Here is a 12,403-nt window from a genome sequence, read left to right on the forward strand (position 1 = left end):
TTTATGAGTAAAGAGCACATTCACGATCACAATCACAACCATGATCACGACCACAGTCATGACCATGTAGGGCAGAGCAAGTTTCAGGCCGCTTTCGATTCCTTTACCCCTTCGTTATCATCGGAGCAAATTCAGGTAGAGATCAAGAAACTGATCGATCATCACTACGATAGTCTCAATAATAAGCAGACCATCAAGTTTCTGCATAGCACTGTAGACCTCACCTCTCTTGGGGCTGAGGATAATGCGGATCAGATATACAATTTCGTGAAGGGCGTCAATGAGTTGGACGACACCAATCCCGAGATACCACCAGTAGCAAGTATCTGTGTGTACCCTAACTTTGCCAAGACTGTGCGCGAAGCACTCGTGGTTGAGGGCGTCAACGTATGTTGCGTCTCTGGTGCTTTCCCTTCCTCACAGACTTTTCCCGAGATTAAAGTGGCTGAGACCTCTCTGGCTCTCGCTGATGGTGCAGATGAGATTGACATCGTTATGCACCTAGGCAACTTCTTTAGCGGTGACTACAAGGCTGTGACTGAGGAGATTCAGGAACTGCGCGATGTTACTAAAGGGCATACCCTTAAGGTTATCCTTGAGACGGGAGCGCTCAAGACACCTGAAAATATCCAGCGTGCAAGTATCCTAGCACTGTATAGCGATGCCGACTTCATCAAGACCTCTACAGGTAAGGGTTATCCAGGCGCTTCTATGGAGGCTGCCTACGTTATGTGTAGTGTGTTGAAGCAATACAACGATCTCTTCGGTATCAAGCGAGGCTTCAAGGTCTCTGGTGGTGTACGCACTACCGAAGAAGCTATTCAGTACCTCTGTATTGTTAAGGGCATCCTTGGCGAGGAGTGGATGACCAACAAACTCTTCCGTATCGGAGCTAGTTCTCTCGAGGGAGACCTACTCAAGCACCTCGGATAATCCTCTTTAGTCACCCGCTCTCTACTCGAGATGAAGCAGTTAGCTCTTACCTATCGCTCCTTTCTTGGGCGTCAGCGTATAGAGCTCCCCTATAGTAAGAGCATAGTAGCCCGCCAGCTACTACTCACTTACATGCAAAATAAGCCTCTTCCCTCTCTGCCTGAGAAGGAAGAGGCTTATGCACTTTGTAATGAAGATATCTTGGTGATCTGGCGCGCTGTTCACCTGCTTAGGCAGCGTCCCAATGGTGAGACCATACAGCTCGATTGTGGTTCCAGTGGTACCGCTATGCGCTTCCTAATGATTGCTGCCATCTATGAGCGTTGCGAGACCTTCCTTGTCGGCTCTCCTCAACTCATGGAGCGCATCAAGCAAGACGATCTCTCCTTCTTCCCTAGTATGGGTGCCAAGTGTACACTACACGACTGTGGTGTAGCCATAACTCCGCTTATCCCCGTAAAGCAGGTGCACCTCCATACCGAGTGGAAAAGCAGTCAGTATTGTAGCGCTATCCTTATCTGTAATAGGGCGTTAGGCAATATGGTCACCTTCGATTTTTCCGAGCAGACGCCCTCCTATACTTATCTGCAGTTAACAAAAGGCGTTCTGCAGCAAGAGCAGAACGCCTTAGAGAGGGATTGGAGCGCAGCTACCTTCTGGTACCAGCTCGCTATGAGTCATCCAGAACAGCTAAGTATACAGTTGCCAGGGCTCCATAGAGAAAGCCTACAGCCCGATGCGCTAATACAGCAAAGCGTTGTGCCGTTAGGCATCACCACTTCCTCTATGGGCAATATCCTAGAGGTCAGCGGTGCAAAAACCGACCAGTGTACAGAGGAAGTGGTACTTCATATTGACCAACACCTCGATAGCTTTCTCCCGCTTGCCCTTGCCTTCATCCGCAATCGTAGACCATTTACTTTTAACGGTACCCGCAACCTTAGGTACAAGGAGAGCAATCGTATAGCCTCTTTCCTTGAGGCTGTGGAGTGGTACAACGTCGGGGGCTTCTCCATTACCGACAATGCCATCAGCTGGGATGGCACATGGGGCAAGCTCCCCGAAATGGTGATGATTAACCCGCATGGAGATCACCGTGTGGCTATGGCCTTTGCCGTCTTTGCTGTTACCTTGCCAGAAGTCACTACAGTCCTTCTCAATCCCGGATGTATCGCCAAGAGCTATCCTCGGTTCCTCGAGCAGCTCCTCGGCAAATAGCTCCTCTTAGTGCCCGTGTCCGTGGTGCGAACAGGTGCAGGAGCAGCCGCTTTCACCGTAGGTTATAGAGCTATTTAGATACTGTTCTATTATCTCCTCGATTGGCAAAGCTGGTGCACCGCTATGTACCTGTATGCCCAACTCATTGAGCATTTCCTTGGCGTGCATTCCTAGTCCACCACAGATAACATCGGTACATCCGTGTCCAGCGATAAACTTCGGCATAGAGCCATGTTCATGTTCTGGAGCTACAACTACCTCTGTCTTTGTTGCTTTACCATTTTCTACAGTTACAATAGTCACTTGTGGCGCCTTGCCAAAGTGCCCAAAGAGTTTTCCCTCATTGGTTGGAATCGCGATCTTCTGATTCATAATCCTGATGTTTACTTTCTGTTCTTTGAATTGGTCAAAACCGAGATTATCGCCCTGTATCGTGATGGCTCTTCCCTCTACCAAGGCTTTTCCCACGTTCTTCCGCGCATTATCATAGATTCGGGAAAGGGTAGGGCGCGACACCCCCATGGCTTCAGCCGCATCGGACTGCTGCATCCCCTCATAATCTACAAGACGGATACTTTCGTATTCATCCAGCTTCAGTTGGATGGGTCGATCGTCTCCGCAGACTTTTCCGCACGGCTTGAAGCCGGTATGAGTTGGCGCCTTCATTACTAGGCGATTGGATTTTGGTCTTGCCATAATACTTCTATCTATTCACCGCAAAGATAACGATTATTCTGAACATTGGTTCATAATTACTGACTCTTTCGTTAAAATCGTGTGCTAGTTTACCTGTCACCCTGTTTTTGTGTGGCTTATAGATTTGGTGATTACAAAATATTGTGTATCTTTGCAGTCGCAATTGAGTAATCTCGATTGAAATGGTGGACGTAGCTCAGTTGGCAGAGCACTGGATTGTGGTTCCAGTTGTCGCGGGTTCGACCCCCGTCGTTCACCCTCTGTGTTTAGGTGTTATACATTTTGTATTGTTTAAGAGGAATCAAGGTCATATTTACCTTGGTTCCTTTTTTCGTTTGCCCCTGTAGTTCATAGGAAATAGTTAACTTTGTAGCACATGATTTTAATTACTTACAATAAATTACGTATGAAGCATCTTAGATTTTCTCTGATCGTACTTGCGCTTATGCTTATAGCTCCTATGGCGAAAGCAGATAAGGGTATGTATCTCATCAGCATGATCAAGCAGGAGAACATGGATCGTATGCGCGAGCTAGGTCTTAAGCTCAATGCCAATGATCTTTACAGCCAGGATGGCACTAGCCTATCCAGTGCAGTGGCAGCCTTTGATAATGGCTGTACCTCTATCACAGTATCGGACCAAGGTCTACTTTTCACGAACCACCACTGTGGTTACCGCTCTATCCAGAGCCAGAGCTCAGTTGAGCATGATTACCTCAAGAATGGTTTCGTTGCGGGCAATAAGAGCGAAGAGCTCCCTATCCCCAACCTTACCGTTATGTATCTCCGCGAGTTCGTAGATGTCACCGACCAAGTGCTAGCCTCTGTCGCTGGTATCGACGACGAGATGAAGCGTATGCAGGCGATCCAGATGGCTGCGAGTATGATAGAAGCCAAGTATGAGGGCGATCCACATACTGCAGTAGCTGTTTATCCATTCTACGAGCACAATGCTTATTACCTCGTGATATACGATGTATTTACCGATGTTCGTTTGGTATTTGCACCACCAGTATCCATGGGTAAGTTCGGAGGCGACACAGACAACTGGATGTGGCCTCGCCATACCAATGACTTCTCTGTCTTCCGTGTATATGCAGGCAAAGACAATAAGCCTGCCGATTACTCAGCCGATAATAAGCCATACAAGCCACGCCACTATGCTAAGGTATCCACTATTGGTGTTAAGGAGGGCGATTACGCAATGACCATTGGTTTCCCTGGTAGCACCGATCGTTACCTCAGCTCTTGGGGTGTTGTTAATAGGATGGAAAATGAGAATGCACCACGTATCCTCGTTCGCGGACTTAAGCAAGGGGTTTGGACTAAGTACATGGAGAGCGACCCAGCCATCCGTATCCAGTATGCCAATAAATATGCGAGCAGCTCTAACTATTGGAAAAACTCCATAGGTATGAATAAGGGTCTACGTGCGCTTGATGTAGTCAAGAATAAGCAGGAGATCGAGCGCAAGTTCTCAGAGTGGGTTGCTGCTGATGAGGCGCGCACTGAGAAGTATGGCTTTGTCCTCGATAGCCTAAGGATTCCTCTAGAGGCTCGTGGCAAGATTATGAAGAACTTCACCATCCTCTCAGAGGCACTTAGTGGTACAGAGTTCCGTGCTTTCTCTGCCATGCCATCAGAAGATCTCAAGGCTTTCGATGCCGATGCCCTTTATAAGGACTTTAATCCAATCGTTGGTAAAGCGGTACTCCCAGTGATGCTCAAGGTGACTAAGGAGCGGGTCGATCCAGCCTATTTGCCATCTATCTTCGCTACTATCGATAAGGACTTCGGTGGCGACTACGAGAAGTTTGCCGAGTACGTGTACGATAATTCTGTAGTTCTTCATAAGGATCGTATGGTCCAGGCACTCAAGAATTACGAGATGCTCAAGGCAGCACACGAAACCGACCCAGCTGTACAGGTAATGAAGAGCTATTCAGAGCAGATCAATATCCTCAGAGGTAAGCTGATGAAGACTGGCGCTATGTATCAGAAGGGACGCCGCCTCTTTATGGCTGGCCTACAGGAGATGAGCGACGAGTATCTACCTAGTGACGCCAACTTCACTATGCGACTCAGCTATGGCAATGTAGGCGGTTACAAACCATACGATGGTGCTTGGTACGATTACTACACTACTCAGCAAGGTATCTTCGAGAAGGAAAACCCACAGAGTAGTGAATTCGCAGTACAACCTGAGCTGCTCAAGAAGTTCAAGAATAAGGAGTTTGGCGAGTTCGCCGATAGGGATGGCAACCTACACCTCTGCTTTATCTCTAATAACGACATCACCGGTGGTAACTCAGGTAGCCCTGTTTTCAATGGCGATGGTAATCTGATCGGTCTTGCTTTCGATGGCAACTGGGAGGCAATGAGTGGCGACATAGAGTTTGAGCCCAACCTCCAGCGCACCATTAGCGTAGATATCCGCTATGTCCTCTGGGCTATTAAGTACTGGGGCAAGGCTGATTACCTTGTTGATGAGCTGACACTAGTAAAGTAATATAGGTCCAAACGAGAGCCAAGGAGGAGCTATGTGGTAGCGCCCCTTTGGCTCTCGTTTTCTTTTATCCTATGAAACCCATATTTCTTATCGGATTTACCGCAGTGGGCAAGTCCACTGTCGGTCGTAAGCTAGCTGCCAAGCTCGGTCTTCCTTTTGTCGATACGGACGTCTACATTGCTCGGAAGTACCACTCTTCTATCAGTGATATGATGGCGTGTTGTGGCGTAGATAAGTTTCGTAAGCGCGAAAAGGTCATCCTACTAGAGCTAGCGCAGTATCAAGATGTCGTCATTGCTACTGGAGGAGGAATGGCAGCCAATGATGATAATATCCAGACCATGAAACTTCGTGGTACGGTCATATACCTACAGGCTTCGACCGAAGCTCTCTCCAGCCGTCTTTTCTCCGTGAAGGAGAGTCGCCCATTGGTGGCTGATCTCGACGAAGAGGGCGTAAAGGGGTATGTGGCTGCTACACTCCCTATGCGTTCGCCTTACTATGAGCAAGCGCATCATACCATACAAGTTGAGCACCTCGACACACCAGAGGATGAGGATAGAGTAGTAGAAGAGATTCTCAAGTTACTATAAAATAATAGCCCCCAAACTCTTAGGAGCTTGGGGGCTTGCTTTGCTTTAGAACTGGTAGCCGAAACCAGCTTGTAGATAAATAGGATACATATTGAAGCTAATGGCTTTGAAGTCCTTCTTGAAGATATTGGTAAATCCCCAGTTTAGGTCGGCATTGACGTGGAAGTGCTTGTAAGCCCTCCAAGAGAAGCCTACTTCCAGTCCGCTTTGCCACCTCTGCATGTGTTCGGTAAAGTCGTAGAGCGCCTGCTGATCGCCCTCAATAGGCATCTTAATACACGTAGGTGCACCATTACGGAGGTAGCCGTCATAGACAGCTCCACCAAATTTCCCATCCAATTGGTAGCCCACGTATAGACCTGCTCTTACCTTCCAATCCCTATTAAAACGGTAGTTTGCCAATACTGGTATACTGAGCAGGGTGGAAGCGTAATCCATGTCTACTTTACCTGTCCAGTAGCCCGATACGTCTGTATTATTCACAGGGACACTTGTAAAGAAACTCTTGACCGTTGCCTTGGTGCTCATCCCGCGGTTTTCGATACGGAGACCAGCGGAGATACCCCACTCAGCATCGCCATGTCGCTCCCCAAACCATCGGGTGGCAACCCCTCAAAAGAGCCGCCAAACTTAGGCTTATACCCATCGATAGAGCGAATCTCCACCGGCAGTCCCATGGGTGCCGTTCCTCCTAAGAAGTTAAGACCAGCCTTGAGCTCAAATTCGTAGTTGTTCTTGGTTCTAATGATATCTTGTGCCACTACCGATACACTTGTAATAGGTCACATCAGTCCACGCATTCACCATAATCTCTACCTTGTCATTAGAGACAGAGGGGCTCCTAAAGAGCAATTCCTTTGCGACTTCGCAAGTGAGGATGTCTGCCTCTGCATTAGGCGCCTCAGGCTTAATGCATCCGCTAATCCCTAGGGCAAGCACAAGCATTGCTGACAGGGCTGTGCTTGCTGTGTTAAATCTCTTCATCATGATTATGTGTATTTGTTGCTTGAAAATTTCAGCGCAAAGATACTACTTCCTTACCAAATTGGCGCTCTATGACCTTCTCTGGAAGGTCAACCAACTAGTGCGCTTAGTCAAGCAAAGCAGAATGCCGTAGTCAATAGCCCAGTACTAGTTCGTGCACATAAGGTCAAGTAAGATAGTAGATACACCCTGAAAAATCCAACGATATTCAAGCCGTAAACCTCTATAGTAGAGGTAAAAAGACGTTTTCCCATAGGCATTGAGCGGCATTGGTATATCCCATGACCATTTAATATATACTAAATGGTATATTTAGTATATATTAAATTGGGTAATTAGTATATATTAATTGTAGCAATTAGTATATATTAAATGGTCATGGGGTATATATAGAGCGGTCAACGGGTATGGGTGAACGATTTTTCGCCCCTGCGGTACTGGCTCGCCCTAGTTTAGTTGACCTTTTTCGGAGACTATTTTACTAGATAGTTGACCTTATGTGTCTGAGGTTTTTCTGGTCTATTGACTACGGCACTCTGATTTACTTGACTCTGCACACTAAGTGATGTGGGCTTCAGCAGTACGCAGGATATCACTAAAGACCCCTTGGGCAGTCACAGCAGCGCCTGCACCAGCTCCTCTAATGACGATGGGGAGAGAGCCGTAGTTCTCTGTGTAGATTTCAAAACAACCGTCTGCCCCTCGGACTTGACCAAAAGTACTATTGTTAGGCAGTCGCTCCAAACCACAGAAAAGGTGTGCTGGCTCATTTCCATTAGGCATCATCAGGGTACCTACATACCGGACTACCTCCCCCTCCGCAACCTTTGAGATTTCTGCTATATGCGACTCGAAAACCGTGATTTGCGACCACATCTCGTCAGTTGTTTTGCTTTGTAGTACTGGAGGCACGAGGTTTTGTATCTCTACTTCATCAAGTTCGGCAGAGAGGTCTAGTTCTCTTGCAAGGATCAGTACCTTCCGTGCTACATCGATACCGCTAAGATCAATACGTGGGTCAGGTTCGGTAAACCCTTTGTTTACAGCTTCTTTTAGTACTTCGCTAAAAGCACGTCCCTCGCTGAGAGCATTGAATATGTACCCAAGAGAACCACTAAATAAACCACGTATCGAGGTAATCCGATCTCCCGAGAGGTGCAGTAGTTTGAGGTAGTCGATAAGAGGCAAACCTGCCCCCACATTAGTTTCGTATCGGTAGCTTTTTCTATGCTGGCTAAGCACCCTTCTCAATGCCAAGTAGCCCTCGTAGGGCTGCACATTGCTCACTTTATTAGAGCTTACTAGGTCAAACCCTGCCTGCACTAGTTCGGTATACCGTTCTGAGATAGGAGTGGAGGAAGTGTTATCGACAAAGATGAGATTTTCGAGGTGTTCTTTTTTCGCATATCTAATGATGGCGCTTACTGCATCCTCCATAGGCTCAGCTTGTGCTATCTGTTCACGCCACGTCGCATCTATATCGCCTTTGGTAAACCATAGTCTACGGGAATTGCTTATAGCGAATACCGTAATATCTAATCCCTTTCTACGCTTCAACTCCTCTCGTTGGGATACGATCTGATCAAGAAGTGCACCTCCTACAGTGCCGTGCCCTACAACTGCAAGGTGTATCTTTCGTTCTTTATCAAAAAGCACACCGTGCATTACGTTGAGGGCAAGGGGCACCTCCTTCTCATCTATTAGCAGACATAGGGTGTTGCTAGGAATGGCGATATTGATGAGTTTTGGTACAATGCCATGTCGCACAAGGGCGCTATAGGGTTTGTCAAACTGGGAGAGGGGTACGCCTATCAGTGCCACCACAGCTTGGTCTCTTGTCGCTTTCACAGGGCAGGTAATTCCCGCTATTATCTCTTGCGCAAATGCCCCATTGAGTGCTGCTATGGCTCTATCTGTCTCAGCACTATCCAACACTATCCCTATTCCTCGCTCCGAACTACCTTGAGATACGAGACTAACACTCACTCCGGCTTTGCTCAATGCCCCGAAGATACGAGCATCTATTCCAGAGCGCCCCATCATCTCATGTCCTTCAAAGCGAATTAGGCTCTTGCCTTTCTGAGTAGCCAGCGCCCTCACGCTGCCATTGCCCTGTACGTCTTCTGTCGAGGTGATGAGCGTACCCCTCTGATGAATACCTAGTGGGCTATAACTATTGCGAATCTCCAAAGGAATCTTTTTGTCGATTAGGGGATCAATCGTCTGGTGATGGAGAATCTCAGCACCATACTGTGCTAGTTCTGTCGCCTCTGAATAAGACAGATGACTAATCTTTTGTGCTTCTAGTACAAGGTTGGGATTGGCGGTATAGATACCATCTAGAGGAGTATAAATCTCTATTCGCTTTGCCCCTAGTGCGCTTCCCAACCAAGTCGCAGTATAATTGCTCCCATTACGCCCAACAGTGGTACGTTTGCCCTGTCTGGTTCGACCTATAAAGCCAGTTACTACGGGTAGGACACCAACGCCTAAACGGCTAAAGTACTGCTGAGCTAGTCGCTCAGACTCTGGAAGGATAGTAGCATCTCCATGTTGATCAGTAGTAATGATGAAGTCTCCGGAGTCAATTGGAAGTGCCTCTATCCCCTGTTGTCTTAATTCGTGTGCTACAAGCTTAACCGTCAGAAGTTCCCCATAGGAGAGTACTCTATCTTGCACCACTGGAGTACACTCCCTGAGGTACGAGATGCTTTCTAAGAGCTTCAGAAGGTCTGCTAAATCGTTGTCAAAACGGAAGCTACTTCCATTAAGTATCTCCTCCACGAGAGTTTCCCATTCAGACTCAAAAGGCTTACTACTCAGTGCTAACTGTATGATATCTAGTAGTAAGTCAGTGGTATTGCCCCTTGCCGAAAGGACTACGACCGGCTGCTCTCCTTGATGGAGGCTGTCGCTGATTAATTCTATAGTGCGATCTAGTCCTGCTCTATCTGCGAGCAATTGCCCGCCAAACTTCATTACTATCATGCAAATATCTCTTTAATAATCTTCGAGAGCTGGTCATAATCCATCAAAAAGGCATCGTGCCCATGCTCTGAGTGAATTGTATGGAGCGTCGCTCCTATAGCTTCAGCAGTCTCCTTACCTAAGTAATGAGGAAACAAAAGGTCGCTATCTATGCTCACAATGTGTACCTTTTCTCGAAGGGGCTTCAGTGCTTCCGCATTGTCTGCTACCCCTATCGTACTTGTGAGGTACGTCATTACTCGATAGGCATGCAGCTGAAAACGCTCTGCGAGTACCCGTCCATGATAGTGCAACCAATCTAGTACTTTGGGCGTGCCATCCTCTAGCTTTGATCCGCCAAATCGATGATCCAACGACCAAGGGGTACGATAGCAAAGCATAGCATGTATGCGGGCATGCTCCAAAGGGTGAGAACCTTCTAGAAGGAGGTGTTGGACTTCTGTCTGTGCAAGCAACCAGTCATTGGTTCTGTAGTGGGAGGCAATTGGGATTAAGTAACGACACTGGTCGGAGATAAGAGCTCCGATTTGCCATGCTAGACCTCCTCCTAAGCTTGCACCAATCACCAACTCTAGCTCTGTGATGCCTAGATGCTTCGTTCCGAGGATAAACAGCCGAGCCACATCTTTTACATCAAATGTGTCGAAGTCGTACAGCACACGCCCATCGTAGCAATTCCCCGGGATATTGAAACTAAGGATGGTGTACACTGTGGTATCTATAGCTTTGCCCTCCCCAATCAAACTCGCCCACCAACCTCTTGGTCCAGCCACAGAAGAATTGCCTGTGAGGGCGTGGCACACCAAGACTACAGGAGCTTCACCCAGAGGTTGACCAGCTAACTCATAGCTTAGCTCCACCTCTGGTAGCTCTACGCCCTTGTGGGTAATGAAGTGAGGGATGTATAAGTAGGAGAGACTCATATATTCTGAGCTATTTTAAGTGCTGCGTTTAGATCCGCTTTAAGATCCTCAACCTCCTCTAGTCCGATAGAGAGACGTATTAGGTCATCACTCACGCCTATGCTGTTACGCTCCTCCTTAGTAAGCTGGGCATGTGTGGTGCTGGCTGGATGAATTAAGATAGATTTGGAGTCTCCAATATTCGCCACTAGCTTAAATAGATCGGTTCGCTCTGCCAATCGTTTAGCCACTTCATAACCTCCCTTTGGCGCAAAAGTAAGTAATACGCCACCACCCTTTTTCAATTGCTTATTTGCCAAGTCATAGTGCTCATGGCTCCCTAGCTTAGGGTATCTAACCCATGCCACTAATGGATGAGTCTCCAGCCACTTAGCAAGATTCAATGCGTTCTCAGAGGCACGCGCCACACGGAGGGAAAGAGTTTCCAAACCTTTAATGATCTGTGCAGAATTATAAGGGCTAATACATGTGCCAATATCCCTCAGCCCTACAGCTCGAAGCCAGACGATGAGTGCGTGATTGCCAAAAGCGTCGCTAAACGTAAGTCCATGGTACGATGCACTTGGCTCAGAAAGATCAGGGAACCGACCATTGCCCCAATCATATCTACCCGAATCGATAATAGCTCCACCTAAGGTTGTGCCATTGCCTGAAACAAGCTTAGTAAGAGACAAGAATTCCACATCAGCACCTTCGAGGAGTGGACGATAAAGCCCTACAGTACAGGTGTTATCCACAAAAAGGGGTAGACCATGCTCGTGTGCGACAGCACTCAGGGCAGAAATATCGACCAAGTCGAGCTTAGGATTGCCTAATACCTCCGCTAGTATCAGCTTTGTCTCAGGTGTAATGGTCTTGCGTACCTGGTCTAAGTCGTGCACATTGGTGAAAGTTGTATGGATGCCAAAGCGAGGGAGGGTACTATTTAGGAGGTTAAATGTGCCACCGTAGAGGCTTTCGCTAGCTACAATATGATCGCCACTTTTAAGAAGGGAAAGGAGGGTAGTGGAGATAGAAGCTTGTCCGCATGATGTAGCAAGAGATGCTACGCCCCCCTCTACTGCGGCAAGTCTCCTCTCCAATATATCTGTAGTAGGATTATTGAGCCGTGTGTATATGAGCCCTCCCTCTTTGAGAGCGTAGACATCCGCGGCATATTGGCTATCTCTATAGACATATGCAGTATTGTCGTATAGCGGCACTGCAACAGAGCCAAATTGGTCATCACTCGGATTGTAGCCTGCATGCAGAGCTAGGGTTTCGAAAGAATTACTTTGTTTACTCATGGTTGATAATTATTAAGTCGTTAATACATGATTCCAGATAAAAAGAAAGACTGCTGGCACGTCTGTCGTCGTACCAGCAGTCTTTATGATAAATAAATATTATACTACACTATCAGAATGGACTCTTTGGGGTACAACGTATCGGCGAACATCATCATAGACATTCGCATCATCATACCCATCATCTGTACACTCTGGTGTATCATATTATACTGAATCTAACTCATTATATTCCGGCAGTAACACTGCCAAGTCTGCGCCAAAGATACAAAA

11 protein-coding genes and 1 tRNA gene are annotated in these 12,403 nt (G+C 47.3%); 5 read left to right on the forward strand and 7 right to left on the reverse strand.

Going from position 1 to position 12,403, the window contains the following annotated elements:
* The first annotated feature begins 3 nt into the window (after positions 1-3).
* Both deoC and IX315_RS01285 read left to right on the forward strand, forming a co-directional pair.
* Positions 4-933 (forward strand): deoxyribose-phosphate aldolase, encoded by a 930-nt coding sequence (gene deoC / locus IX315_RS01280; protein ID WP_211837096.1) that lies wholly within the window; start codon positions 4-6, stop codon positions 931-933.
* A gap of 30 nt (positions 934-963) precedes the next feature.
* Entirely contained in the window at positions 964-2,151 is a 1,188-nt protein-coding gene (locus IX315_RS01285; protein WP_211639425.1) for a hypothetical protein, read from the forward strand.
* 6 nt (positions 2,152-2,157) lie between these two features.
* Here the strand turns inward: IX315_RS01285 and IX315_RS01290 are convergent, their stop codons facing one another.
* A complete protein-coding gene (locus IX315_RS01290) occupies positions 2,158-2,847 on the reverse strand; it encodes a DUF134 domain-containing protein (protein WP_211830092.1) in 690 nt (229 codons plus the stop codon).
* Between the two features lie 185 nt (positions 2,848-3,032).
* On the opposite strand from IX315_RS01290, the gene IX315_RS01295 reads away from it, so the two are divergent.
* From IX315_RS01295 to IX315_RS01305, 3 genes are all read left to right on the forward strand, one after another.
* Positions 3,033-3,105, forward strand: a tRNA-His gene (locus IX315_RS01295).
* A 148-nt stretch (positions 3,106-3,253) separates the two neighbouring features.
* On the forward strand, positions 3,254-5,356 hold the full coding sequence (locus tag IX315_RS01300; RefSeq protein ID WP_211837097.1) for a S46 family peptidase: 2,103 nt from the start codon (positions 3,254-3,256) through the stop codon (positions 5,354-5,356).
* Positions 5,357-5,427: 71 nt separating this feature from the next.
* Positions 5,428-5,949, forward strand: a complete 522-nt coding sequence (locus IX315_RS01305; protein ID WP_018357350.1) for a shikimate kinase — start codon at positions 5,428-5,430, stop codon at positions 5,947-5,949.
* Between the two features lie 45 nt (positions 5,950-5,994).
* Here the strand turns inward: IX315_RS01305 and IX315_RS01310 are convergent, their stop codons facing one another.
* The 6 genes from IX315_RS01310 to IX315_RS01330 form a co-directional block, all read right to left on the reverse strand.
* Positions 5,995-6,510, reverse strand: coding sequence for a porin family protein (locus tag IX315_RS01310; protein ID WP_342356939.1), 516 nt, complete (start codon positions 6,508-6,510; stop codon positions 5,995-5,997).
* A complete protein-coding gene (locus IX315_RS09705; RefSeq protein ID WP_244973046.1) occupies positions 6,474-6,710 on the reverse strand; it encodes a hypothetical protein in 237 nt (78 codons plus the stop codon). The genes IX315_RS01310 and IX315_RS09705 overlap by 37 nt, the downstream gene beginning before the upstream one ends.
* The gene (locus IX315_RS01315) at positions 6,691-6,936 is read right to left on the reverse strand and encodes a hypothetical protein (RefSeq protein ID WP_211837098.1); all 246 of its coding nucleotides are present in this window, start codon (positions 6,934-6,936) and stop codon (positions 6,691-6,693) included. The genes IX315_RS09705 and IX315_RS01315 overlap by 20 nt, the downstream gene beginning before the upstream one ends.
* Positions 6,937-7,491: 555 nt before the next feature.
* Positions 7,492-9,921: an aspartate kinase gene (locus IX315_RS01320; RefSeq protein WP_134849176.1), complete on the reverse strand. Its 2,430-nt coding sequence runs from the start codon at positions 9,919-9,921 to the stop codon at positions 7,492-7,494.
* Positions 9,918-10,844, reverse strand: a complete 927-nt coding sequence (locus IX315_RS01325; protein WP_211635511.1) for an alpha/beta fold hydrolase — start codon at positions 10,842-10,844, stop codon at positions 9,918-9,920. Before IX315_RS01325 ends, IX315_RS01320 begins: the two co-directional genes overlap by 4 nt.
* The gene (locus IX315_RS01330) at positions 10,841-12,130 is read right to left on the reverse strand and encodes an O-acetylhomoserine aminocarboxypropyltransferase/cysteine synthase family protein (RefSeq protein WP_134849178.1); all 1,290 of its coding nucleotides are present in this window, start codon (positions 12,128-12,130) and stop codon (positions 10,841-10,843) included. Before IX315_RS01330 ends, IX315_RS01325 begins: the two co-directional genes overlap by 4 nt.
* Between the last annotated feature and the right edge of the window lie 273 nt (positions 12,131-12,403).

Origin of the sequence: Porphyromonas levii (genome assembly GCF_018206105.1) — a bacterium.
Classification (GTDB): Bacteria; Bacteroidota; Bacteroidia; order Bacteroidales; family Porphyromonadaceae; genus Porphyromonas_A; species Porphyromonas_A levii.